The 23716-nt window shown below is 74.4% G+C and carries 24 protein-coding genes; 1 reads left to right on the plus strand and 23 read right to left on the minus strand.

Features of this window, described 5'->3' with window-relative positions; genetic code table 11:
* Position 1 precedes the first annotated feature (1 nt).
* The 20 genes from OG774_RS19715 to OG774_RS19810 all read right to left on the minus strand — a co-directional run bounded on the left by OG774_RS19715 (position 2) and on the right by OG774_RS19810 (position 19838).
* A complete protein-coding gene (locus tag OG774_RS19715) occupies positions 2–1606 on the minus strand; it encodes a solute symporter family protein (protein ID WP_328303526.1) in 1605 nt (534 codons plus the stop codon).
* Positions 1603–1962, minus strand: a complete 360-nt coding sequence (locus OG774_RS19720; RefSeq protein WP_328303528.1) for a DUF485 domain-containing protein — start codon at positions 1960–1962, stop codon at positions 1603–1605. Before OG774_RS19720 ends, OG774_RS19715 begins: the two co-directional genes overlap by 4 nt.
* Positions 1963–2189: 227 nt before the next feature.
* The gene (locus OG774_RS19725; RefSeq protein WP_328303530.1) at positions 2190–3929 is read right to left on the minus strand and encodes a sodium/solute symporter; all 1740 of its coding nucleotides are present in this window, start codon (positions 3927–3929) and stop codon (positions 2190–2192) included.
* A gap of 5 nt (positions 3930–3934) precedes the next feature.
* On the minus strand, positions 3935–5296 hold the full coding sequence (locus OG774_RS19730) for a hypothetical protein (RefSeq protein ID WP_328303532.1): 1362 nt from the start codon (positions 5294–5296) through the stop codon (positions 3935–3937).
* Positions 5293–6150: a LytR/AlgR family response regulator transcription factor gene (locus OG774_RS19735; protein WP_274187314.1), complete on the minus strand. Its 858-nt coding sequence runs from the start codon at positions 6148–6150 to the stop codon at positions 5293–5295. Before OG774_RS19735 ends, OG774_RS19730 begins: the two co-directional genes overlap by 4 nt.
* A 206-nt stretch (positions 6151–6356) precedes the next feature.
* Entirely contained in the window at positions 6357–6731 is a 375-nt protein-coding gene (locus OG774_RS19740; RefSeq protein ID WP_328303535.1) for a hypothetical protein, read from the minus strand.
* Positions 6728–7486, minus strand: coding sequence for an ESX secretion-associated protein EspG (locus tag OG774_RS19745; protein WP_328303537.1), 759 nt, complete (start codon positions 7484–7486; stop codon positions 6728–6730). Before OG774_RS19745 ends, OG774_RS19740 begins: the two co-directional genes overlap by 4 nt.
* Entirely contained in the window at positions 7483–7749 is a 267-nt protein-coding gene (locus tag OG774_RS19750; RefSeq protein WP_328303539.1) for a hypothetical protein, read from the minus strand. Before OG774_RS19750 ends, OG774_RS19745 begins: the two co-directional genes overlap by 4 nt.
* Before the next feature lie 1281 nt (positions 7750–9030).
* The gene (locus OG774_RS19755) at positions 9031–9915 is read right to left on the minus strand and encodes a S49 family peptidase (RefSeq protein ID WP_328303541.1); all 885 of its coding nucleotides are present in this window, start codon (positions 9913–9915) and stop codon (positions 9031–9033) included.
* A gap of 51 nt (positions 9916–9966) precedes the next feature.
* Complete coding sequence (locus OG774_RS19760; protein ID WP_274196884.1) at positions 9967–11169, minus strand: histidine kinase; 1203 nt, start codon at positions 11167–11169, stop codon at positions 9967–9969.
* A gap of 4 nt (positions 11170–11173) precedes the next feature.
* Positions 11174–12034, minus strand: a complete 861-nt coding sequence (locus OG774_RS19765; protein ID WP_328303544.1) for an Fpg/Nei family DNA glycosylase — start codon at positions 12032–12034, stop codon at positions 11174–11176.
* Positions 12035–12051: 17 nt separating this feature from the next.
* On the minus strand, positions 12052–12507 hold the full coding sequence (locus OG774_RS19770; protein WP_274196882.1) for a hypothetical protein: 456 nt from the start codon (positions 12505–12507) through the stop codon (positions 12052–12054).
* 9 nt (positions 12508–12516) lie between these two features.
* Positions 12517–14175: a class I adenylate-forming enzyme family protein gene (locus OG774_RS19775; RefSeq protein WP_328303547.1), complete on the minus strand. Its 1659-nt coding sequence runs from the start codon at positions 14173–14175 to the stop codon at positions 12517–12519.
* Positions 14176–14185: 10 nt separating this feature from the next.
* Positions 14186–15022, minus strand: a complete 837-nt coding sequence (locus OG774_RS19780) for an alpha/beta fold hydrolase (RefSeq protein WP_328303549.1) — start codon at positions 15020–15022, stop codon at positions 14186–14188.
* The gene (locus tag OG774_RS19785; protein WP_274187324.1) at positions 15019–15426 is read right to left on the minus strand and encodes a helix-turn-helix domain-containing protein; all 408 of its coding nucleotides are present in this window, start codon (positions 15424–15426) and stop codon (positions 15019–15021) included. Before OG774_RS19785 ends, OG774_RS19780 begins: the two co-directional genes overlap by 4 nt.
* A gap of 5 nt (positions 15427–15431) precedes the next feature.
* Entirely contained in the window at positions 15432–15809 is a 378-nt protein-coding gene (locus tag OG774_RS19790; protein ID WP_328303552.1) for a hypothetical protein, read from the minus strand.
* A gap of 109 nt (positions 15810–15918) precedes the next feature.
* Positions 15919–16107: a hypothetical protein gene (locus OG774_RS19795; protein ID WP_274196878.1), complete on the minus strand. Its 189-nt coding sequence runs from the start codon at positions 16105–16107 to the stop codon at positions 15919–15921.
* 173 nt (positions 16108–16280) lie between these two features.
* The gene (locus OG774_RS19800) at positions 16281–18032 is read right to left on the minus strand and encodes a PHA/PHB synthase family protein (protein WP_328303554.1); all 1752 of its coding nucleotides are present in this window, start codon (positions 18030–18032) and stop codon (positions 16281–16283) included.
* Positions 18033–18147: 115 nt separating this feature from the next.
* Positions 18148–19017, minus strand: coding sequence for a class I SAM-dependent DNA methyltransferase (locus tag OG774_RS19805; protein ID WP_328303556.1), 870 nt, complete (start codon positions 19015–19017; stop codon positions 18148–18150).
* Positions 19018–19226: 209 nt separating this feature from the next.
* Positions 19227–19838, minus strand: a complete 612-nt coding sequence (locus tag OG774_RS19810; protein WP_328303558.1) for a hypothetical protein — start codon at positions 19836–19838, stop codon at positions 19227–19229.
* A 166-nt stretch (positions 19839–20004) separates the two neighbouring features.
* Between OG774_RS19810 and OG774_RS19815 the strand changes: the two genes are divergently transcribed.
* A complete protein-coding gene (locus OG774_RS19815; RefSeq protein ID WP_328303560.1) occupies positions 20005–21249 on the plus strand; it encodes an alpha-hydroxy acid oxidase in 1245 nt (414 codons plus the stop codon).
* Here the strand turns inward: OG774_RS19815 and OG774_RS19820 are convergent.
* The 3 genes from OG774_RS19820 to OG774_RS19830 are packed head-to-tail and all read right to left on the minus strand — an operon-like array spanning position 21246 to position 23667.
* On the minus strand, positions 21246–21725 hold the full coding sequence (locus OG774_RS19820) for a nitroreductase family deazaflavin-dependent oxidoreductase (protein ID WP_328303562.1): 480 nt from the start codon (positions 21723–21725) through the stop codon (positions 21246–21248). The genes OG774_RS19815 and OG774_RS19820 overlap by 4 nt on opposite strands.
* A 20-nt stretch (positions 21726–21745) precedes the next feature.
* On the minus strand, positions 21746–22816 hold the full coding sequence (locus tag OG774_RS19825) for a hypothetical protein (RefSeq protein ID WP_328303564.1): 1071 nt from the start codon (positions 22814–22816) through the stop codon (positions 21746–21748).
* Positions 22813–23667, minus strand: coding sequence for a hypothetical protein (locus OG774_RS19830; RefSeq protein WP_328303566.1), 855 nt, complete (start codon positions 23665–23667; stop codon positions 22813–22815). The genes OG774_RS19825 and OG774_RS19830 overlap by 4 nt, the downstream gene beginning before the upstream one ends.
* Positions 23668–23716: the final 49 nt, after the last annotated feature.

The raw sequence follows: 23716 nt of genomic DNA on the forward strand, positions 1-23716 counted from the left end.
CTCAGTGGTCGGCGGCGGTGCGGGACGCGCCCGCGCCGGTCATCGACCGGACCTCCATCTCGGAGAACTTGGCCTCGTTGACCGGCTCGCGCGAGCCCGCGTAGGTGCCGACGATGCCGAGGATGAAGGACAGCGGGATCGACACGATGCCCGGGTTCTGCAGCGGGAAGAACGCGAAGTCGACGCCCTCGCCGAAGATCGAGGTCGAGCTGCCCGAGAGGACCGGGGAGAAGACGATCAGCAGGATGCAGCTCGCCAGTCCGCCGTAGATGCTCCACAGCGCACCGGTCGTGTTGAACTTCTTCCAGAACAGCGAGTAGAGCAGCGTCGGCAGGTTCGCCGAGGCCGCCACCGCGAAGGCCAGGGCCACGAGGAACGCGACGTTCTGGCCGTTGGCGAGGATGCCGCCGATGATGGCGACGGCCCCCACGACCAGGGCCGTCCGGCGGGCGACCTTGACCTCCATCCCCGGTTCGGGGTTCCCGTCCTTGATCACGCTGGCGTAGATGTCGTGCGCGAACGAGGCGGCGGCGGTGATCGTCAGGCCGGCGACCACGGCGAGGATCGTCGCGAAGGCGATCGCGGCGATGATCCCGAGCAGCAGCGTGCCGCCGATCTGGAAGGCCAGCAGCGGCGCGGCGTCGTTGACGTTCGCCGAGGTCAGCGTGCCGCGCGGGAGCAGGGCCGCGGCCCCGTACCCGATCACCAGGGTGAACAGGTAGAAGATGCCGATGATCCAGATCGCCCACTGCACCGAGCGCCGGGCCTCCTTGGCCGTGGGCACCGTGTAGAAGCGCATGAGGATGTGTGGGAGGCCGGCGGTACCGAGCACGAGGGCGAGGGCCAGCGACAGGAAGTCGATCTGCTTGACGACGGTCGTGCCGTACTGGTTGCCGGCGTCGAGCAGCGGCTTGCCGGTGTTCTCGACCGCGGCGCCGAGCAGGCCCGAGAGGTTGAACCCGTAGAGGCCCAGGACCCACACGGTGATGACCGCGGCGCCGATCACCAGCAGCGTGGCCTTGATGATCTGCACCCACGTCGTGCCGCGCATGCCGCCGTAGAGCACGTAGACGACCATGAGGATGCCGACCACGGCGATGACCAGGGACTGCCCGTCGAAGGGCGTCCCCGGCACGTTCGGGACACCCAGCAGCAGCGAGATGAGACCGCCCGCGCCGGCCATCTGGGCCAGCAGGTAGAAGAACGACACCAGCAGCGTCGACACCGCGGCGGCGGCGCGGACCGGCGTCTGGCGCATCCGGAAGCTCAGGACGTCGCCCATGGTGAAGCGGCCGACGTTGCGCAGGAGTTCCGCGACGAGCAGCAGCGCGGTCAGCCAGGCGACGAGGAAGCCGATCGAGTACAGGAAGCCGTCGTACCCGTTGAGGGCGATCGCACCGGCGATGCCGAGGAACGACGCGGCCGAGAGGTAGTCCCCCGAGATCGCGATGCCGTTCTGCGGCCCGGTGAACGAGCTGCCGGCCGCGTAGTAGTCCGAGGCGGTGCTGGAGGCGCGGCTGACCCGGTAGACGATCAGCAGCGTCACCACCACGAACAGCGCGAAGATCCCGATGTTGAGCGCCGGGCTGCCGATCGAGGTGCTCACAGCTTCTCCTCCACGCGCAGGCGCAACGCCTCGGCGTCGTCGTCCAGGTTCTTGTTGGCGTAGCGCACGTAGAGCGTGGCGATCAGGAAGGTGGACACGAACTGCAGCAGGCCCAGCACCAGGCCCACCGTGAAGTTGGTGCTGCCGATGCGGGTGTCGACCATGCCGTGGGCGAAGTCGGACAGCAGCACGTACACGAGGAACCAGCCGAGGAAGATCGCGCTCATCGTGAAGATGAATCCGCGCCAGCGGCGGCGCAGGGACGCGAACTCCGGCGAGGCCTGGACCTCCTGGTACGCGGACGGGGTCGCGTCGAGCGCGCTCGAGCCCCCTGGGGTGTCGTCGGTGGCACTCACGAGATCTCCCCGGGGTCGTCCGTCGTCACGATCGGGCAGAACCCTAATCCGCCACCGATCAACCCGATTAGTCCTTTCGTGTGACTACTCACGGCAATATCACCCGTCGAGCCGACCCACTGGTCCATTCCGATCCCTCCCGTTCGTCCGAATCGTCCCGGCACGTCACGGCGCGTCGCATCTGCTCACGCAGCGTCGCCGGGAGGTTACGGGACGGGCCGGCGTGATCAGGCCGAAGGACGCGCGCCACGCCGGACGTCGCCGAGCCCGAGGCGCTCGGGCGCGTGCAGGCGCAGGAGGGTGCGGCCCACGTTCGCGGGCACGCGCTGGGGGGACGAACGGCTCACGAGGACCATGACGAGGAACGTGAGCGGCACCGTGACCAACGCGGGACGCGCGAGCAGCACCCCGACCCAGCCGCCCGGGGCGAGGCCCGCGAGCGTCGAGCCGACGGCGAGCACGGCGAGGCCGCCGCCGATGAGCATGCCCATGGTCGCGCCGCGGTCGGTGAGGCCCTTCCACCAGATGCCCAGCACGAGCAGCGGGCAGAACGTCGAGGCGGCGAGCGCGAAGGCCAGGGAGACCGTCAGCGAGAAGTCGAGACGGGTGGCGCCGAGGGCGGCGACGATCGGCACCACGCCCCCGATGTGCGCGGCGATGCGGAAGTCGCCGAGCTTGCGGGGCAGCAGGTCGGTCGACAGGACGCCGGCCACCGAGAGCAGGAGCCCCGACGACGTCGACAGGAACGCCGCGAACGCGCCGGCGGCGACGAGCGCGGCCAGCCCGATACCGATCCAGCCCGGCAGCGCCGCCGTCGGCAGGAGCAGCACGGCCGCGTCCGTCTGGCCCGTGACCAGCAGCTGCGGGACGTAGAGCCGCGACAGCGCCCCGAGCACCACGGGCAGCAGGTAGAAGCCGCCCAGCATCGCCAGCACCATGAGCGTCGTCCGGCGGGCCGCCCGGCCGTCCGGGTTGGTGTAGAAGCGCACGAGCACGTGCGGCAGGCCCATGGTGCCCAGCAGGAGGGCCAGGACCAGCGAGTACGTCGCGAGCAGCGGGTGCCCGTCCTCGCTGTCCCCGGTGAGCGGCGCGGACCACGCGCCCGCGTCGGGGTCGGCGTCGGTGACCACGGGCACCGCCGCCCCGGCCGGGAAGTTCAGCGTGGTGCCGGCGTCCACCGTGTGCAGCCCCGGCGCCCACGACACCGGCCCGTTGACGGTCGCGCCGTCCACCTCGCCGCGCACACCGATGTCGATCGGTGCCGCCACCTGCAGGGTGACCGGGGTGCTCACGTCGACGCTCGTGGCGTCGGTGAACACCGGCGGCGGGGGCGTGCCGTCGCGGTCCGGCCCGAACACGAAGACCGCGAGCAGCACCAGCGCGGGCACGGCGAGGGCCGTGAGCTTGAGCCAGTACTGGAACGCCTGCACGAAGGTCATCGACCGCATGCCGCCGAAGGTCACGCTCGCGGTGACCACCAGGCCGACGGCCACCACGCCCACCCACTCCGGGGCGGTCGTCAGCACCGTCAGGGCCAGCCCGGCCGCCTGCAGCTGCGGCAGCAGGTAGAGCCAGCCGATGATCACGACGAACCAGGTGGTGACCGTGCGCAGGAACGTGGAGTCGAGCCGGACCTCGGCGAAGTCGGGGACCGTGTAGGCCCCGGAGCGGCGCAGCGGGGCGGCGACGAAGAACAGCAGCGCGAGGTAGCCCGCCGTGAAGCCGATCGGGTACCAGAGCCCGTCGACACCGTCCTTGAGCACGATGCCGGCCACGCCGAGGAACGAGGCCGCCGAGAGGTACTGCCCGGAGATCGCCGCAGCGTTGGCGCGGGTGCCGACGGTGCGCGAGGCGGCCAGGAAGTCGTCCGTCGTGCGCGCGACCCGCACGCCCAGGGAACCGATGACGATCGTGACGATGCCGACGACGACGACGGCGGCCACGGCGACGTACCCGGCGGTGTCCACGCCGGTCAGTCCTCCACGTTGTCGGCGAAGTCGAGCTCGTTGCGCTCGGCGGTGCGGATGTAGAGCCAGGCCAGGGCGAGCACGAACGGGTAGGGCAGGAAGCCCAGGACGAGCCAGGGCAGCGTCACGCCCGCGATCTCGACCGACCCGACGCGCGGGACCACGAGGAAGAGCACCGGCAGGGCGCCGAGGACGAACACCGCGACGAGGCCCAGCCGCAGGCCGAGCGCGAGCTGTGCGCGCAGGAGGTTGCGCAGCAGGAGCTCACCGGTCTCGGTCTGCTGCTCGATCTCGGCCACCGTGCGGACGGCGCGGGTGGGCACGCGCCGCTCGGCCAGCACGACGCGGACGCGGTCGCCCGCGCCGTCCGTCTCGGACGACAGCGGGGGCACGACGACGCCGGGGCCGGTCCACAGCGCCATGTCGGCGTCGGAGATCGGGGTGTTGTCGGTGGTGGCCGAGGCGTTCACCGCGGTCGTGCGGGCGGCCATCGGGACGGGCTCGTGCGGGTCGCCGGCCTCGTCGTCGGACGAGGGACGGGCCAGCGGCGCGGGTCCGACACCGCCCGGGCCGGTGTAGGGCACCGCCGCGAACTGCTCGGTCTCCGCGTCCGGCGCCGCGTGCCGCGGGCGGTATCCCGACGGCGGCGTGTGCACCGCGCCGACCTCGGGACGCGCGTGCCGGCCGTGGCGACGCGCGACGCCCGGCGGCGGCTGGCCCGGGGACGAGAACGTCGGCGGGACCGGGCGCCGCGGCGGGTCGGTCATCGCGACCGGGGTCGAGCTCGCGCCCGGCGCCGGGGTCGCGCCGGTGGGCGGGCCCGGGGTCGCGCCGACGGCGGCGGTCACCGGGGCCGGGCCGGCGGTCGTCGGGCTTGCGGTCACCGGGGCCGGGCCGGCGGTCGTCGGGCCGGCGGTCATCGGGCCGGCGGTCATCGGGCCGGCGGTCATCGGGCCGGCGCTCGTTGGCGTGGCCGTCATTGGGCTGGCCGTCATCGGGCTCGGAGGCGTCGGGGCGCCCGTGGACGACCGCCCCGACCGGGAGGGCCGCGACCGGTGGACGGTGCCGGTGTCGGGCCCGCTGCCGGTCCAGGAGTCGCCGTCGGCGTCCGGCGGCGGGTCGGACGCCTCCGGCGGCGGGTCGGACGCCTCCGGCGGCGGGTCGGACGCCTCCGGTTCCTCCGGCGCCGCCGACGTCCCCGGTGCCGGCGGGTCGGGGACCGGGCGCAGCGCCTCCCCCGACGTGCCCGGCGCGACGTCCGCGGGCGCGTCGGGGGAGCCGTCGGCCGAGCCGTCGGCAGAGCTGTCTGCCCCGGCGGTGCCCGGAGCGGGCCCCGTGGCCCGCGCCGAGCCGCCGGGGGAGCTCACCGTCGGCCCCAGGCCTGTTTCGTCGAGCGGACGAGACGGTCCTTGAGCTCGCGCGTGTGGCGCCGGCTCACGGGCAGCTCGGCGACGTCCCCGCCGCTGCCCAGGCGCACGACGTACCCGGAGCCGGCCAGCCGCAGCTCGGTGATCAGCGGCAGCGCGACCAGGTACGAGCGGTGGATGCGCACGAAGCCGGCGTCCGACCAGCGCTCCTCGAGCACCGACAGCGGGATGCGGACGAGGTGGCTGCCCTCGGTGGTGTGCAGACGCGCGTAGTCGCCCTGCGCCTCCACCCAGCGCACCGTCGAGCGCTGCACCAGCTTCGTGGTGCCGGCGAGCTCGACGGGGATCACCTCGTCGTCGCCCTCCTCGTCGGCGGCGGGCTCGACCGGCACGGTGGTGCCGCGCGAGGACAGGATCCGCGACAGCGAGGCGTAGAGACGCTCGGGACGCAGCGGCTTGAGCAGGTAGTCGACCGCGCCGACGTCGAAGGCCTCGACCGCACGGTCGTCGTGCGCCGTCACGAAGACCACCGACGGCGGGATGACGTAGCGCGACAGGACGTTCGCGAGCTCGAGACCGTCGAGGCCCGGCATGCGGATGTCGAGGAACAGGACGTCGACGTCCGACTGCTTGGCCGGCGCCGGGAGTCCGGTCGGGGGCGTGCCACCCCCGAACCCGCCCAGGTCGACACGGTCGCCGCCCGTGAGGATGCGCAGGGCCGCGATCGCGTCGGACGCCCGTAGGACGGTGCCGACACGCTGGTCCTGCTCGAGCAGGTACGCCAGCTCCATGAGAGCCGGCTCTTCGTCGTCGACGGCGAGTACTACGAGGCCGTCGTTCTCACTCGTGTTCACTGCGTCGCCATCCTGCCCAGCCGAGGTTCGCACGTCCACGATAGGACCCGATCGGCTCGCCACCCTTCCGTGCCCCACCCCTCGTGCAGGGCGAGCCGGGGGTCATGCGGTGTGTCGCCGAGCGGGACCACCCGTTCGGGGGTGCGTCGCTGCGCCACCCGAACGACCCGAAGGGCGCACACGGGCATCGGTGGGCGCCCACGGGCTCAGGTCGACCCGGATTCGGGGCGGTAGGTGGCCGCGGCCCCGGCGTCCGTGTGCTCCCACGCGGCGGCGCTCTCGCGCACGGCGCGTCGCAGCGCGTCGAGCTCGGCGGCGAGGGTGCGCGCGGCCGGCACCGTGTCCGAAGTCACGAGCTCGCGGTACCAGGCGGCGATCGCCGCGTTGTCCTCCCCGGTACCGACGGCCAGCGACTCGGCCCCGAGGCCGTCGAGCGCCGCCTGCGCCTCGGTGACGCCCTGCTCGAGCGCATCGACCTTGCCCGCGAACGCCCGCGCCTCGTCGGGCCGCATCGCGGCTTCACCGCCGCCGGTGCCACCGGTGCCACTGTCGCCGCCGGGAGGCGGCTGGGGTGCGCTCATGCGGTGCTCCTTCCCGGCGGGCGCGGCACGGCCGCGTCGGCCAGCACGGTACGGACGTCGGAGAGCAGTTGTCCGCCGGTCGCCGGAACGAGCACCGGCGGACGCGCGGTGGCCCCGGGCGGGGGCGAGCGCAGGACGTGCCGTCCGCGGGGGCCGTCGAGCCAGCACAGGGGCTCGGTGACGCGCCGGGGCGTGCCGTCGCGCCGGTCGGCCACCCCGACCTGCGTGACGGCCGTGACGGTCGCGAGCAGGTCCTCGGCTCTGTCCCGGGCGCGCATCGCCCGGGCGGTCGACGGCAGGTCGGCAGGCACGGTGCCCACGGGCACGGGCACGGGCGGTCCGCTGCCGGGCGGCAGGGGCGGGACCAGCCCGAACAGGGCCTCGGCGAGCCCGTCCGGCGGGCACGGCGTCACGCGCACGGGCGCCTGCGCGTGCTCGGGCGAGTCCAGCAGGGTCGCCGTGCGCCCGTCGGTGAGCGCCACCGCCGCCCGGGGTGCGGTCGCGTCGCGGCGGACGAGGTCGACGGCGAGCACCCACCCGGCGACGGCGGTCCCCGCGTCGAGCAGGACGCGCGCGGGCCCCGGCTCGAGCAGGCCACGGGCGCGCAGGGCGTTCTCGGTGGCCTCGCGGTGGCGCCGGACCTCGGCGTCGGTCTCCGCCGACCAGTGCGCCGGGCGCAGCGGGTAGGGCCACCCGGCCCCGCACTGCTCGAGGACCCACAGCAGCTCGTGGCGGTCGAGGACGAGTCCGCTCACCGGTCGTCCTGCTCCCCGAGCACCGGTGGCGTGACCAGGCGGCGGTCGTCGGGATCCTCGGCGGGGTCGCGCCAGGGGTCGGCGTCGACGAGGTACTCGGGGTGGCGGACGCCGGGCCCGTGCGCCCGACCGACGTCGGGTCCCGCGCCGGTGACCGGGGGCACCAGCGGGGCGTCGGGGCCCGGTGTGGAGGTGTAGCCTGGGCCGGTGGCGGGCGCGGGCCCGGGGTCGGCCGGGGCCTGCTCCGGCGGGTCCGCGGCCACCGCGGGGTCCGCGCTGCGGCGCCCGCCGCGCCGCTCCCAAGTGTCCCCGCCGCGTCCCGCGACGGCGCCACCGGCACCGCCGGTGAGGCGGTCGGCCGGGGTCGGGCCGGCGGCCCTCGCCGGGCCGCGTGTGCCGGCCGCGGGGACGGTGCCCGGCGTCGTGCCCGGCGTCGTGCCCGGGACCCTGCCCGGGGTCGGGTCCCGCGTCGTCCCGGGTGGCACTCCGGGGCCGCCTGCCGGCCCGGCGGGCGGTCCGCCAGGACGGGGCGCGCCGCCTCCACCCGCACCACCCGGTGCGCCGTGCTCCGGGCCCCCGAGCAGCCGCGACACGAGCCGGCCGACCGGCCCCGGCCGGGCCCCGCCACCCGGGGCTCCGGCCCCACCCCCGGCGCGACCGCCCCGCCGCGAACCACGGGTGCTCCCGCCCCACCGGCGGGACCGCCACCCGGCACCGTGCCCGTCGGGACCCTGACCCCCGCAGCCCCGCCACCCGGGCCGGCGGGCCCCGCAGCCCGCGCGAGGACGCCGGGCCGGCCCGACCCCGCCCCCTCGGGACCGGCCGGGAGCCCGCGCGCGGGCGCCGGGACGCCGGGCGCCGCCGTCGACGCCCGTCCCGCGAGCCCGTCCACGGCCGACGGGGCGCCGCGGGCGGCGAGTCCGGTCTGCTCCAGGTAGGCGCGGTACGCCCCCTGAGCGGCCCGCTCCTCGGCCTGCGCGGCCTGGAAGGCCCCGAACCCGTCCGGCGGCCCTCCGGTCGTCAGCGCGCCCGCCAGGCCCGGCGTGGCCGGCGAGGCCCCGAGGACCGGCAGCGCGGGCGGACGGGGCGGCCCGACGAGCGACTGGACGCGCGCGAGGGCGTCGCGCACGCCCCGGAGGCTGCCGGCCTGCCCGGTGACGGCGTCCCCGAGCCGGCTCATACGGGCCACGAGCGTGCGCACGTGCTGCGTGGCGGCGTCGGCGTCCCGGCCACGCCAGGAGGCCCCCAGCTCGCCGTGCGCCCGCTGCAGCCGCTGCGCCGCGGCCCGCAGCTCCTCACCGCGGGCGGCGTGGCGCCGGCGTGCGGAGTCGAGGGCCGCGGGGTCGGCGCCGTCGTGGATCCAGCGGTGGATGAGCTCGTGGCTCAGCGCCGAGGTGTCGCGCCCACCCCACGGGACGCCGGGGACCGGCACGGTCCACCTCCCGCAGCGGTGAGCTCACGACGTCCGGACCCGGGAGCCTAGGTCGGACCGGGCGACGGAGGGGAGTGAATCGATCGCCCCGATGACCGGAACGGTGCCCGGATCAGAGCCCGAACCGGCTCCAGAGGGCCCGCTGCTCGAACCACTCGAGGGCCGTGCCGACCGGGTCCAGCGCGGCCGCCGGGGCCGCGGCGGGCCCGAGGACGCCGCCGAGCCCGAGGCGCGCCAGGAGCGGCTTGCGGGGCTCGACCGTGACGGGCTCGGCGTCGGGGAAGCGGCGCGCGAGGACGTCGCGGGCGGTGCCGAGGTCGTCGATCAGCCCCAGCTCCAGGGCCCGCTTCCCCGTCCACACCTCGCCGGTGAACAGGTCGCCGTTCTCCTGCAGCGCCGCACCGCGCCGCGCGCGCACCCAGTCGATGAACATCTCGTGCAGCTCGCCCTGCATGCCGAGCAGCCACTCGACGTCCTCGGCCTTCTCGGGCTGGAACGGGTCGAGGCGCGCCTTGTTCTGGCCCGCGGTGTGCAGGCGGCGCTCGATGCCGAAGCGCTCGATGAGCCCCTGCAGCCCGAAGCCGCCGGACACGACGCCGATCGAGCCGACGAGCGAGGTCGGGTGCGCGTAGATCTCGTCGGCCGCGCAGGCCAGCCAGTACCCGCCGGACGCCGCGACGTCCTCGCAGAACGCCAGCACCGGCATCTGGTGCTCCTCGGCGAGGCCGCGGATGCGGTCGGCCACCAGGGCGGACTGCGTGGGCGCCCCGCCCGGCGAGTTGATCACCAGGGCGACGGCCTCGGCGCGCTCCGCGGTGAAGGCCCGCTTGAGGGCGTCCTCGACCGCGTTGATGTTGATGAGCGACCTCGGCACCGGCCCGCCGGCCGCGGCGATCACGCCCTGCAGGCGCACGACGCTGACCGTGCGCGTGCCGGTGGCGGCCGCGAGGGGACCGGGCAGGACCGAGGACAGGGCCGAGCCGAACCGCAATTCCATGACCCGAGACTATCTGCGCCGAACGGGTGGCCCGTGATCACCGGCGCCGGGCTACACGCGGACGCCGGCCCGGAACTTCGGGACGCGCAGGATGATCTTCGTTCCCGCGCCGCGCTCGGTCTCGACGATCAGGCCGTAGTCGGGGCCGAAGGCGGAGCGCATGCGGTCGTCCACGTTGCCGAGGCCGACGTGGGCGCCGGAGAGGTGCGCGTCGCGGTTCTCCTCCTTGAGCGCCTGCGGGTCCATCCCGACGCCGTCGTCCTCGACGATGATCGTGCACTCGGCGCCGGAGTCCTCGGCGGTGAGCGTGACGGTGCCGCCGCCCGGCTTGCCCGACAGCCCGTGGCGCACCGCGTTCTCGACCAGCGGCTGCAGCGCCAGGAACGGCAGGACCACCGAGAGCACCTCGGGCGCGACCTGCACCTTGACCGTGAGCCGGTTGCCGAACCGTGCGTGCTCGAGGGCCAGGTAGCGGTCGATGTTCTTGAGCTCGTCGGCCAGCGTCGTGTACTCGCCGGCCTGCCGGAACGAGTAGCGGGTGAAGTCGGCGAACTCCATGAGCAGCTCGCGGGCGCGCTCGGGGTCGGTGCGGATGAACGAGGCCACCGTGTTGAGCGCGTTGTAGATGAAGTGCGGCGAGATCTGGGCGCGCAGCGCCCGGACCTCGGCACGGTTGAGGCGCGCGCGGGACTCGTCGAGGTCGGCGAGCTCGAGCTGGCTGGAGACGTAGCGCGCGACCTCCGCCGAGGCGCGCAGCAGGACAGGCCCCGGGGTGTCCGCGCTGACCGCGGCCAGCGTGCCGGCGACGTTGCCGTCGACCTCGAGGGGCACGACGACGATCCCGCGCACCGGGCAGTCCTGCGAGCCGCACTCGATGTCCTTGCGGCTGGCCACCTGCTGGCGCCCCGTGCGCATGACCTTCTCGGCGTACTGGCGCACGTCCAGGCTGTGGTGCTCGGCCTCGCCGTCCCAGGCCAGCGGCACGCAGTCCGAGCCCGTCATCGACAGCGCCTCGGTGTCGAGCAGCGTGCGCAGGTAGGGCACGGCGAACTGCGCCGAGCCCTCCGACAGGCCCTCGCGCAGCGCTGGTGCGGCCAGCGAGACGGTGTGCAGCGTGGAGAACGTCGCGCGCTCCAGCGGCGACGCGAACTGGTTGCGCCGCTTCACGCGGCGGTAGACCAGCACCGCGACCACCAGCGCGATCGCCACCACGACGGCGGCGACCACGCGCGGATCGGTCAGCCAGGCGGGCACGGGGCTATTTGACCAGACGGGACAGCCGGCGGTCCGCCAACGCGCGACCCTGCGTCTGGCATGTGGGGCAGTACTGGAAGGACCGTTCGGCGTACGAGACCTCGCGGACGGTGTCACCGCACACGGGACACGGCAGCCCGGTGCGCGCGTGCACCCGCATCCCCGAGCGCTTCTCGCCCTTGAGACGCGCGGCGTCCTGGCCGACGGCGCGCTCCACCGCCTCGGACAGCACGCCGACCATCGCGGCGTGCAGCCGGTCGACCGCGTCGGCGTCGAGCTTGCCCGCCGACGCGAACGGCGACAGCTTCGCGACGTGCAGGATCTCGTCGGAGTAGGCGTTGCCGATCCCGGCGAGCACCTGCTGGTCGACGATCAGGGTCTTGAGCCGCTCGGAGCGACCGGCGAGCAGCTCCCCGAACGACGCGCGGTCGAGCGAGAGCGCGTCCGGGCCGAGCTTGGCCACGCCCGGGACCTGCGACGGGTCCTCGACGAGGTACACGGCGAGGCGCTTCTGGGTGCCCGCCTCGGTGAGGTCGAAGCCGGGCCCGCCGACCTTCTCCAGGTGCACCCGGAACTCCAGCGGCCCCTTGCCCGGCTTCGGCGGGGTGGCCGACGCCTGGTCGTGCCAGCGCAGCCACCCGGCGCGCGAGAGGTGCACGACGAGGTGGATCCCGTCGAGCTCGAGGTCCAGGAACTTCCCGTGCCGCGCCGCCCCGGTGACCAGCCGGCCGGTCAGCGCCGAGAGCGGCGGGTCGAAGGTCTTGAGGACGGTCATGCTCGCGAGGTCCGTGCGCGCCACGGGGCGAGCGAGCGCGTGCGTGCGCAGGTGCTCGGCGAGGGCCTCGACCTCGGGAAGCTCCGGCATGTCAGCTCAGCGACCCATCAACTGACGGGTTGCAGGGGACTGTCCGCGTAGGCGGGCGTCGCCCGGGTCTCGAGGCTCCGGATGGTCGCGGTCATCTCCTCGCGCGCGGCGGCCGTGCCGCGCACCCACCCCACCCAGCGTTCGGGTGCGGAGCCGTCGGCACCGCCCGGCGTCTCGGCGACGAGCGTGCGGGGACGGCGCAGCACCCAGCGGCCCGGGAAGAACCCGGCCACGATCAGCAGGATCAGCCACACCCAGATCGGGACGACGACACCCTGGCTGCCGGTGAACCACCAGGCCAGGAGCGCGACCCAGAGCAGACCCATGATCGAGACGATGCCGATGGCCGCGAGCTGGCCGCCCTGCATGTCGTGCTCGAAGTCCTCCCCCGTCGCGGGGTCGGTCCACTCCAGCTTCTGGCGCACCATCCACTGCCGCCCGTCGGCGGCGCGCACGATGCGGATGCGGGCCATGACGCCACTCTAGCCCGTGGTGCGCGTCCAGATCGGTCCGCCGAGCGGGGTGGATCCCCCGGTCAGGGCGTCCCGCAGGTCCCGCTTGAGCACCTTCCCGGCGGCCGAGACGGGCAGCGCGTCGACGGCGTGCACCGCGCGCAGGCGCTTGTAGGGCGCGACCTGCTCGTCCAGGGCCGCGGCGAGGGCCGCGCCCAGCTCCGGGGTGGGCTCGTGGCCCGGTGCCGCGACGATCACGGCGACGGGCTCCTCGCCGACCGCCGCATCCGCACGTCCCACGACGGCGGCCGCCGCGACCTCGGGGCGCGCTGCCAGCAGCTCCTCGAGCTCGCGCGGGTACACGTTGTAGCCCTTGTAGAGCAGCATGTCCTTGGCCCGGTCGACGATCTCGAGCTGCCCGTCCTCGCCGAGCACGCCGATGTCGCCGGTCCGCAGCCACCCGTCGACCAGCGTCTCCGCGGTGGCCTCCGGCCGGTCGAGGTAGCCGGTCATCACCTGCGGACCGCGCGCCCACACCTCGCCGGCCTCGCCCACCCCGGCGGGCGCGTCCGGCGAGCCGATGCGGATCTCGGTGTCCGGCACCGGGACGCCGACCGTGCCGACCCGGCGGTGCGCGGACCGTGCGGTCGCACCGATCGTGAGACCCATCGTCGCCTCGGTCATCCCGTAGCCCTCGACGATCACCGCCTCCGGCATGCGCTCGGCGATCCGCCGGGCCAGCGCGAGCGGCATCGGCGCGGCCCCGGACGTCACCGTCCGCACCGAGGTGAGGTCGCGCTGCGCCGCCTCCGGGTGCGCGAGCAGGGCGTGGAAGAGCGGCGGGGCACCCGAGATCGTCGTCGCCCGGTGGGTCTCGACGTCGGCCAGGAAGCGGACGGGGTCGAAGCGCTCGTGGACGATGCTCGTGGCCCCGGACACCACGGCGACGCCGATGCCGCCGATCGTGCCCATCGCGTGGAACCACGGGGCGACGGCGATCCCGGTGCCCTCGCCGAGGCGGATCGGCCACTCCTCCGACGGCCCGATCTGCTCGAGGCCCACCTCGCCACCGACCCCGGGGACGGGACGCGACCCGCTGCCGTGGCACGCGTACTGCAGGACGTTGGTGACGACGTTCGCGTGCGTGAGCACGACGCCCTTGGGGCTGCCGGTCGTGCCGCCGGTGTAGGCGAGGTGGGCGCGGGCGACGGTGGGGTCGACGTCGACCACCGGCGGCGCCTCGGCCCCGTCCACGCTGTCGACCCCCGCGAACCCCACGCCGTCGGTCGCGATCAGCGGCACCCCGGCCCCCACGTCGGCCAGGCCGACCACCGCCACCGCCCCCGCGTCCGCGAGCTGGGCGGCCACGCCGTCGGCCGGCAGCTGCGGGCTGACCGGGGTGAACGTGGCCCCGGCCAGCAGGATCCCGTAGTAGGCGACGGGGAAGGCCAGCACGTTGGGCAGGTGCACGCCGACGACGTCGCCGGGCACCACCCCGCGGGCGTGCAGGTGGTGGGCGAACCCGCTCGCCGCGCGCCACAGCTCGGTGAAGCTCAGCGTGCGGTCGTGGTGGCGGAACGCCACGCGGTCGCCGTAGCGCCGGGCCGCGCCGTCGAGCAGCGCGCCGACCGGCACCTCCGGGTACGCCAGCCGCTCGGGAACCCAGGTCCGCCAGTCGACCGTCGTCATGGCCCGGAGGTTAGGCGTCCAGGAACTCCTCCACCACGCGCCCGAGCTCGTCGGGCCGGGTCAGCAGACCGAGGTGCCCGCCCTCGTGCAGGTGCACGGTGCCGCGCGGCATCAGCGCGCCCATGAGGTGGGCGTTGACCACCGGGATGACCGGGTCGCGACGGCCCGCGAGCACCAGCGTCGGCGCCCCGATGAACGGGAGCACCGGCAGGCTCGTCCAGCTCATGAGCGCCATGAGCTGGAAGAGGTAGGCGCGGAACATGACCGGGTGCACGCGGGAGAACACCGCGTCGACGGCCGACTGGGACTCGCCCTGGTAGATCTCCGCGCCGGCCTCGCGCCGGTAGGAGCGGTCGTTGTAGCGCCGGGGCGTGAGCATCTTCGCCAGCACGGTGAAGCGTGCGGGCACCATCATCGCGCCCGTCCCCGTGCTCACCAGGGCGAGCCGGGCGGTGCGATCGGGGTGCTGGAGCGCGAACTGCTGGGCGATCCCACCTCCCCACGAGAGGCCGAGGATGTCGGCCTTGCCGTAGCCGAGGTCGTCGAGCAGACCGCGGACGAGCATCGCGAGCCCCGCCATCGGCAGGGGCACCCACGGCAGCGGCGAGCCGCCGATGCCCGGGACGTCGAAGCGCACGACGGGCCGCTCGGGGTCCAGCGCCTCGACGAGCGGGTCGAACAGCTCGAGGCTCGCGCCGATCCCGTTGACCAGCACCAGCGGCAGGCGTCCGGGCGCCCCGGGGCGGTGCGCGACGTGCACGCGGTGTCCGAGGACGGTGCGGTCGTGGTGGTCGTCGGGCGCCGGACGGGGGGACGGCTCGGGGTCCGAGGCCAGGAGGGCGCTCACGATGTCGACCTCCCGTCGGGTGAGCCGGTGACGTAGCTGCGGTACACGGAGATCAGGGCCTCCTTCTGGGCGTCCGAGAGCCGGGAATCGGCGCGGATCGCCCGCTCGGTCGACGACGGCGCACCGTCGTCGCCGGACGTGGGGTGCCCACCGGCCTGCTCACGCACCAGGCCCGCCTGCAGCAGCAGGGTCTCGGCCGAGATGTCCAGGGCCTCCGCGATCGAGTGCAGCACGCGCACGGACGGTTCGTGGAGCCCCCGCTCGACCTGACTGAGGTAGGGGTTCGAGATGTTGCTGAGGGCCGAGAGCTGCCGCAGCGAGAGACGGGCGAGCTTGCGCTGGCTACGGATGAACCCGCCGAGGGCGCGGCGGTGGTCCTCCCAGGGCCCGCCCGGGTGCGACACCTCGGTCAGCGGCGCGCGGCGGGCGGCGTGACCGAGATCAGCGGCCGCAGCGCGGGCCCCATGGCGCCGAGCATGTGGTGCGCGGCGGAGCGCTGCGCCTCGAGGAGCTGCACGCCGGTGTCGTAGAAGCGGTCGACGGCCTCGACGGCGGTGTGCGGCACGCCGGCGGTGCCGGGGCCTCCCCCGAACGAGTGACCGAACGAGTTGCCGAGCGAGCTACCGGACGTGTCGGCGCCGAGGACGCTGCCGATGCCGGGGATGCCGCGCAGCACCGAGGCCCAGCTCTCGGCGACGGAGCCGGCGAACCGGATCCCCGCCTCCTGGGCCTGGGCGATCACGTCGAGGGCCTGGTCGCGGGCCTCGTCGGCGGTCGGGGTGGCCATGGTGGATTCCTCCGCGTCGTCGGTGACAGCGCTCAGTTTACCAAGCACGCACCGCCGCGGGTCCCGGCGCGGTGGCACCGGCCACACGTGGGACGGCGATTCCCGCGATTCAGAGCGGCGGCAGCGCCGCGAGGAGCCGCTCGCGGGCCTCGGCCGTCCGGGAGGAGCAGGACGCGCACGGGCACCGCGCCTCCCGACCGGCGAGCAGGAGGTCGAGACGCAGGAACACGGGGTCGTATCCCGGCCCCACCGCCTCGTCCACCTTGCGACGCAGGACGACGGACGCGTGACGGTTCATGGTCCCCCACACCCTCAGGGCGGCGACGGAGCGACGAGTTGCGCAGAGCGCGAAGAGATGTGCGCTCTACGCAACACCGTGGCGGCCTCGGCGAGGTCCGTCAACCGACGATCGGGTGCGGGGGGCCTCGTGTTACCCAGCCTTGACCGGGCGAAACGCGCGGCCGACCGGGATCAGGCGGTGCCGAGGACGTACGAGCCCGGCGCGTCGCCCAGCGGCGGGTGGGCGTCCGAGCCGGTGGGCGGCGGGGTGCGCATGCCGCCGGCGCGCTCACCGATCCAGTCGCGCCACGGCTCCCACCAGGAGCCCGCGACCTCGCTCGCCCGCTGCAGCCAGGTGTCGGCATCCGGTGCGGACTCGCCGCCGACCGTGCCGATCCAGTGCTTGGCCTTCTTCCCGGGCGGGTTGACGACGCCGGCGATGTGGCCGCCGTTGGACAGGGTGAACGTGACGTCGCCACCCAGCAGGCCGGTCGACGTGAACGACGTGCGCCAGGGCGCGATGTGGTCGTTCACGGCCCCCACGATGAACGTGTCGTTCGTGACCGACTTCAGCGACAGGTGCTCGCCGAGCAGCTCGAGCTCGCCGCGCGCCAGCTCGTTCTCCAGGTAGAAGTGCCGCAGGTAGAAGGCGTGCATCTTGGCCGGCATGCGCGTGGAGTCGTTGTTCCAGGCGAGGATGTCGAACGCCGGCGGCGTCTTGCCCTCCAGCCAGTTCGGCCCGACGTAGTTGAAGATCAGGTCGTTGGCGCGGAGCAGGTCGAAGGTGCCGGCCATCGCGTCGGCCGGCAGGTAGCCGGTCTTCGCCATCTTGCGCTCGAGCCGCTCGACGATCTCCGGATCGACGAAGCTCGCGACGGGCCCGGGGTCGGAGTAGTCGAGCAGGGTGTTCTGCAGCGTCAGCGAGTTGACGCGGTCGCCCTGGCCCCGGGAGTGGAGCATCGCGGTGGCGATGGTCGCCATGAGCCCGCCGAGGCAGAGCCCGACGAGGTTGACCTTGTCGGCGCCGGTGATCTCCTGGACGACGTCCAGCGCGGCCAGGTCGCCGAGCTCGAGGTAGTCGTCGAGGCCCGTGTCGGCCATGGACTCGTCGGGGTCGCGGTAGCTGATGACGAAGACGGTGTGGCCGTGCTGGATGGCCCACTCGAGGAAGCTGCGACCCGGCGCGAGGTCCATGACGTAGTACTTGTTGATCCACGGCGGGCTCACGAGGATCGGGATCTCGTGGACCTCGTCGGTCTGCGGCTCGAACTGGATGAGCTCCATGAGCCGGTTGCGGTAGACGACCTTGCCCGGCGTCGCCGCCAGCTCCTGCCCGACCCGCAGGCTCGTCCGGTCGACCTGCTGGGGGCGGCCCTGGTTGGTCGCCAGGTCGTCGAGCATCTGGCGGAAGCCCGACAGCACGCTCGAGCCACCGGTCTCGAACGCCCGCTTGAGGGCGGCCGGGTTGCCGGGGAGCAGGTTGGTGGGCGAGAGGACGCTGCCCAGCACGTCGGCGAGCAGGCCGGCCCGCTCGCGGGAGGACTCGTCGAGGCCGGCGGCGTCGACGAGGTCGTGCAGCGTCGCCACCAGCGCGAGGTACTCCTGGCGGAGCCCCCAGTAGACGGGGTTCTCCTCCCAGGTCGTGTCGCGGAAGCGGCCGTCCTTCTCGATCGGCACGGGCCCGTCGGCCGTCGAGCCGAGCGCCCGGGCGACGGCCGCCGTGCCGATGCGGGCGGTCAGGGCGGCGTGCGCGGCCACCACCCGGCCGACGTCGGCCGGGTGGGTCGCGAGGCCCTGGGCCATCTGCACGACGGTGCGGCCCCACAGGGCCGGATCGGCCTCGGCCAGCAGATCGGCCGGCAGCAGCGACTCCAGCGTGGTGGCCACGTCGATGGTGGCACCCGGCACCGTCGCCGGGCGGTTGCGGTGCGACTCCACGGTCATGCGAGGGGGACCTCCACGTCGACTCCCGGAGCGCGCCGCGCCTGGCGCGCTCCAGGGAGAAGTGTGCCCGTCTGGGACCTGGATCACACGGTTACCGACGGGTCGGAGGCCAGGCTCACCCCGCGAGCGGCCCCCGCTTGCGCGCGACGATCCCCTCGTAGAGCAGCGGGCTGCTGTCGGTGGCCAGGCGGTGCTGGAAGCGCTCGCGGCGCACGACCTCCAGGGCGCCCGACCGGATCGACTCGCCGATCATGCCCCCGAAGCCGGAGGTGTCGGTCTCCTCGAGGAACGCGTCCTTGATCGTCATGACGACCCATCCGTCCGGCGCGATGAGATCGTAGGCGGTGCGGAACGCGGCCGGCGGGATGTCGCCGAAGCCGAGGGCCGCCACCACCGTGAGGGTGTTCAGCCCGTGGGAGGCCAGTGCCCGGCGCTCCGACTCGGGCAGCGCCGTGAGGTCGGCGACGTGGTACCCGGCGTACAGGCCGGGACGGTCGCGCTCGGCCGCGTCGCGGGCCTCGGGGAGGATGTCGACCCCGACGGAGTGTTCGACGCCGACGGCGGCGAGCTCCTCGGCCATGATGCCGTTGCCCGCGCCGAGGTCCAGCACCCGCAGCGAGTCGGCCGGGACGCCGGCGGACGCCAGGGCGTCGTTGAGCAGGCCCACCATGAAGCGCGGCGAGTCGCAGCCCAGGACGTCATAGAAGATCTTCTCGTACAGCCCGCGGACGCCGAAGATGCGGTCGTAGTCGTGGAACCGGTACTCGGCCCACGACCCGTCCGGCTCGGCCACGACGCACCACTCGTCGTCCTGGCTGAACTTGCTGCCGGGCTCGGGGAGGGCCAGCCGCAGGGCGGCCCGCGCGGCCTGGAGGTCGACGGGGTGGCCCGGGCCGGGCGCCGTGCCGTGTGGCGTGACCGGGGTGCGTCCGGTGACCTCGTGCTCGCGGCTCGTGCTCGAACCGTTGACCGCCGTGGGTGACATCGCCGACCTCTCGTCCCGTTGTCGCCCCACCTGGGGCGACGGAGCTGGACGCGGGCAGGAGGGATCACCCGCGTAGAGCATCACGCCCCTCCAGGGTCGTCAGGGCCGGCACAGAGGGTCAAGCGAAGTGGCGTCAATAGAATCAACGTCACGGAAGGTCCGGGCGCCGCTACCGGGCGCAACCGGGGGTACGAGAGGGGCCGATCGGCCTACCAGCCGGCGCCGCCACCCTGTCCGCCCCGCGGGTCGTAGCGGGTCGTGCGCTGGTCCCCGCCGGCGTACGGGCCCGGACGCTGCTGCTGCTGGTCGTAGGAGCCGTAGCGCTGGTCGTACCGGCCGTCGTACTGCCGTCCGCCCCAGCCGCCGGAGGTCACGGGCCGCACCGCCGTGCGCGAGACGCCCGAGAGCATCGAGATGATCGCCAGCCCGATCGCCGCGTAGAGGATCGCGGTGGCGATGTGGTCGACGACGCCGCCGCGCGCGAGGAAGACCTGCAGCAGCAGGACCACGAGCACCAGCAGCACGATCGCCGAGAAGAAGGTGGCCGGGCGGGGCGTGGTCAGCAGCAGCAGGTGCAGCAGGGCCGTGCCGGCGAGCGCCGCGATCGCGGCGCAGACCGGGATGATCGTGATCGCGTTGTCGACCAGCGCGCCGCTGCGCTGCGCGGTCTGGATGCCGAGGTCGAAGACGTTCGTGAGGATGAGCACGCCCACGATGGCGATCCCCGCGGCGACCACGGCCGTGGCGACCCCGCCGGCCCACAGCCGGCTGCCGATGACCTCGACGTCACCGTCGTCCCACGAGCGCTGCGGGTAGCTCACGACCTTCGTCCTCTCCCGACACCCTCCACCGGTCCCGGCGGAGTCCGGGTCGGTTGTACCGCACCGGCCCTCGCCACGGGGGGACCATCCCCGCGCGCTTGACGTGCCGCCCCCGGCGTCGTTCGGTGGGGGGCGACCCGATCGCCGCGACGAGGAACGAGGACGGATGACGACCTCCGAGGAGCGACCGCCCCGCGTCCGCACCCCGCGACGGCTGCCCCGCCCGTCGGAGCTGCGCCCCCTCCTGCGCCTGGCCCGGCCCGATCCCGACCCGACGCGACGCCGTCTCGCGCGGGCGCACACCGTCGGCGACCTGCGGGAGATCGCCCGGCGCCGCACGCCGCGGGCGGTGTTCGACTACACCGACGGCGCCGCCGAGGGCGAGCGCTCGCTGAACCGGGCGCGGGAGGCGTTCGCCGCGCTCGAGTTCCGGCCCTCGGTGCTGCGCGACGTCTCGCACATCGACACCTCGACGACCCTGCTCGGCGGCCCGTCGGCGCTGCCCTTCGCCTTCGCCCCCACCGGGTTCACCCGGATGATGCACCACGCCGGCGAGCCGGCCGTGGCGCGCGTGGCGGGGCGCATCGGGGTGCCGCACACCCTCTCGACCATGGGCACGACGTCGCCCGCGGACCTCGCCGCGGCCGCTCCGCACACCCGCCGCTGGTTCCAGCTCTACCTCTGGCGCGACCGGGCCGCGAGCGAGGAGGTCGTGCGCCGGGCGGCGGAGGCCGGCAACGAGGCGATCATGCTGACCGTGGACACCCCGGTCGGCGGGGCCCGTCTGCGCGACGCCTACAACGGGCTGACCATCCCGCCGGCCCTCACGGCACGCACCCTGTTCGACATGGCGCGCCACCCGCACTGGTGGGCGAACGTCCTCACCACCGACCCGCTGGAGTTCGCGGCCCTGACCTCGTGGGAGGGCACGGTCGCCGAGCTCATCGACTCGATGTTCGACCCGGCGCTGACCCTCGACGACCTCACCTGGCTCCGATCCACGTGGAACGGACCGCTCGTGGTGAAGGGCGTGCAGACCGCCGAGGACGCGCGGCGGGTGGTCGACGCCGGCGCCGACGCGGTGATCGTGTCGAACCACGGCGGGCGGCAGCTCGACCGCGCGCCCGTCCCCCTCGAGACGCTGCCGTCGGTGGTGGCCGAGGTCGGCGGGGAGGCCGAGGTCATGCTCGACACCGGGATCATGTCGGGCGCCGACATCGTCGCCGCCGTCGCGCTCGGCGCCTCGGGCTGCCTGGTCGGCCGCGCGTACCTCTACGCGCTCATGGCCGGCGGCGAGCTCGGCGTCGAGCACCTCGCGACGATCCTCACCGCCGAGATCCGCCGGACGATGGCGCTGCTCGGGGTGTCGTCGGTGAAGGACCTGACCCCGGACCACGTGCGCTTGCGCTAGTCCCGTCGGGTGAGGATCACGAACGGGATGGTCCGCCCGACCTCGTCGGCCCGCTGCTGGTAGCCCGTGTACGGCGAGTACGTCGCGGTCGCCGCGGGCCAGAGGCGCGCCCGCTCGGCGTCGGTGGCCACCCGCGCGTGCACCGGCCGGACCTCGTCGCGCACCTGGACGGTCGTGTCCGGGTGCGCCCGGAGGTTGTGGAACCAGGCGGGGTGGCGCGGGTGCCCGCCGTACGACGCGACGATCACCAGGTCGTCGGGGTCCTCGGGGTCGACGAAGTAGAGCAGCGGCGTCGTCCGCAGACGGGCGCTGCGCGCCCCGACGTGGTCGAGCAGCAGCATCGTCGGCATGCCCGGGATCGAGTGCCCGAGCCGGCCGCCGGTGCGGCGATAGAGCGCGATGTGCGCCTTCGTCACCGCACCGACGACGGGCTTGAGGCGGTCGAGGGTGCGTCCGAAGTCCGGGGTGGAGACCATCGGCGCACCGTAGTGGCGATCTACAGGGTCAGCAGCCGGTCGAAGAACTCCCGGTAGCGCTGCACGGCGCGGCGCATCTCCTCGGTCGACGGCTCGCCGCCGAGGGAGTTCGGGTCCAGGGCGCTGCGCTGCTCGGTGAACGTGCGCGAGAGCTCCTCGAGCACCTCCCCGACCAGCCCGTCGGCCCGGGCCACCGCGTCCTGCGGCCGGTCGACGAACATCATCCGGACCTCCTCCCACTGGGAGCGCCACTGCCCCGCGCGCTGCGGGTCGATGATCGTGTTGCCACCCTCGGTGCCGTCTCCCGCACCGTGGGCGGCGCCGTTCCCGGCGCCGTGCCCGCCCTGCGTGCCCGCCGGCTCGCCGGGGGCGCCGGGGGTGTGGTCGGGCGGCCCGGGGTACTGACCGTGCTGGTCACCGTGCTGCTGACCGCCGGCCCCGTACGGGTCGCCCTGGCCGGGCTGGCCCGGCGTCGGCTGACCGGGACCGGCGCCGCCGGGGCCGACACCACCCGGACCGGCGCCACCCGGTGCGTGCCCGACCTGACCGATCTGGTCGCCCGGCGCGGCCTGCCCCGGGCCGTACTGCTGGCCGGGAACCTGGCCCGGCTGGCCCGTCTGCTGCCCGTACGGGTCGCCGGGCTGGCCGCCGTACGCGCCTGCCTGCTGCCCGCCGTACTGGCCACCGCCGTACTGGTCACCGCCGTACTGCTGACCGCCGTACTGGTCCTGGCCGGGCTGGCCGCCGTACTGGCCGCCGGGCTGCTGGCCGCCGTACTGGTCACCGCCGTAGTGGCCGCCGACCTGCTGCCCGCCGGGCTGCTGGCCGCCGTACTGGTCACCGCCGTACTGGTCACCGCCGTACTGGTCACCGCCGTACTGGCCGCCGACCTGCTGTCCGCCGGGCTGCCCCTGGGGGGCGCCGCCGTGACGCTCGGCGAAACCGCCGTGCTCCGCGCCGTGCTGGCCGCCCGCCGGGTCGCCGTAGGGGTCACCGGCCTGCCGGCTCTGCCGCGGGTCCTCGTCGTAACCGCCCGGGCGCTCCTGACCTGCCGGACGCTCGGTGGTTCGACCCTGCTCGGGGTGGCTCATGCCCTGCGCTCCTGGTGTCCGTCGGGTCCGCCGGTCGCGGGAGGCGCCGACGGTGGCCGGCCCGGGCCGACCGGGCCGCCCTGCGGCGCGCCCTGGGCGGGCGCTCCCCCGGGAGGCGCACCCTGCCCGGGCGCTCCTGCGGGCGGCGGCTGCTGGATGCGTTCCGTGCCGGCGTCGGGATGCCCGATCTGCTGGTCCCCGGCACCCCGGGGCGAGCCCGAGATTCGTTCGGTCGTGCCGTTCTGCTGGTGTCGGCCCTGCTGGTCGCGCTGGTCGCGCTGGTCGCGCTGGTCGTGCGGGCCGTGCCCCTCGCCGCCGTCGTCGTCCAGCATCGCCTCCACGAGGGTGCGGAACGACGTGAAGGCGTAGCGGAGATCCTCGGTGCTCGCCGTCCCCTGCCGGTGCGAGGTGACGACGTCCTGGGCCCGCCGGTAGTCGCCGACGAGGTGGGGCTGGGCGACCGAGAGGTCGTCCGAGCGGCGCCGGCTGTCCTCGACCGGGTAGCCACGCTGGCGCATGATCGTCACCAGCAGGGCGTCGGCGTGCTCGACGGCCCCGCCGGGGTCGTCGACGAACCCGCGCTGGACCTGCTGCCAGTCCCCCCGCAGGCGCTCGCGCTCGTCGGGCTGAAGCGGCCGGAGCTGGTGCTGGTCGTGGCGTTCCTTGCGCTGCTGGAGCTCCTGCTCGGCCTGCTTGCGGTCGCCGGTCTCGGCGACCCGGCGCTCGTACTCGGGGCCGAACTGCTCGACGAGCTGCTGCTGCTTGCGCCTACGCGCCAGGACGAGGGCGGCGGCACCGGCGACGGCCAGCAGCACCACCACAATGATGATCACGACGGCGACGGTGCCCATCGGGAGACCCCTTCCGAGTGTTCCGAATCCTTGTGAGTGTTCCCGGTGC

The sequence above is a fragment of the Actinomycetospora sp. NBC_00405 genome (genome assembly GCF_036044095.1).
Lineage (GTDB): Bacteria > Actinomycetota > Actinomycetes > Mycobacteriales > Pseudonocardiaceae > Actinomycetospora > Actinomycetospora callitridis.

What these genes read in the sequence shown, in the direction of transcription:
- OG774_RS19740 (WP_328303535.1), bottom strand. Translation starts at nt 6,731, where the DNA reads ATGAGCGCACCCCAGCCGCCTCCCGGCGGCGACAGTGGCACCGGTGGC.
- OG774_RS19755 (WP_328303541.1), bottom strand. Translation starts at nt 9,915, where the DNA reads ATGGAATTGCGGTTCGGCTCGGCCCTGTCCTCGGTCCTGCCCGGTCCC.
- OG774_RS19765 (WP_328303544.1), bottom strand. Translation starts at nt 12,034, where the DNA reads ATGCCGGAGCTTCCCGAGGTCGAGGCCCTCGCCGAGCACCTGCGCACG.
- OG774_RS19770 (WP_274196882.1), bottom strand. Translation starts at nt 12,507, where the DNA reads ATGGCCCGCATCCGCATCGTGCGCGCCGCCGACGGGCGGCAGTGGATG.
- OG774_RS19775 (WP_328303547.1), bottom strand. Translation starts at nt 14,175, where the DNA reads ATGACGACGGTCGACTGGCGGACCTGGGTTCCCGAGCGGCTGGCGTAC.
- OG774_RS19790 (WP_328303552.1), bottom strand. Translation starts at nt 15,809, where the DNA reads ATGGCCACCCCGACCGCCGACGAGGCCCGCGACCAGGCCCTCGACGTG.
- OG774_RS19795 (WP_274196878.1), bottom strand. Translation starts at nt 16,107, where the DNA reads ATGAACCGTCACGCGTCCGTCGTCCTGCGTCGCAAGGTGGACGAGGCG.
- OG774_RS19800 (WP_328303554.1), bottom strand. Translation starts at nt 18,032, where the DNA reads ATGACCGTGGAGTCGCACCGCAACCGCCCGGCGACGGTGCCGGGTGCC.
- OG774_RS19805 (WP_328303556.1), bottom strand. Translation starts at nt 19,017, where the DNA reads ATGTCACCCACGGCGGTCAACGGTTCGAGCACGAGCCGCGAGCACGAG.
- OG774_RS19815 (WP_328303560.1), top strand. Translation starts at nt 20,005, where the DNA reads ATGACGACCTCCGAGGAGCGACCGCCCCGCGTCCGCACCCCGCGACGG.
- OG774_RS19820 (WP_328303562.1), bottom strand. Translation starts at nt 21,725, where the DNA reads ATGGTCTCCACCCCGGACTTCGGACGCACCCTCGACCGCCTCAAGCCC.
- OG774_RS19825 (WP_328303564.1), bottom strand. Translation starts at nt 22,816, where the DNA reads ATGAGCCACCCCGAGCAGGGTCGAACCACCGAGCGTCCGGCAGGTCAG.
- OG774_RS19830 (WP_328303566.1), bottom strand. Translation starts at nt 23,667, where the DNA reads ATGGGCACCGTCGCCGTCGTGATCATCATTGTGGTGGTGCTGCTGGCC.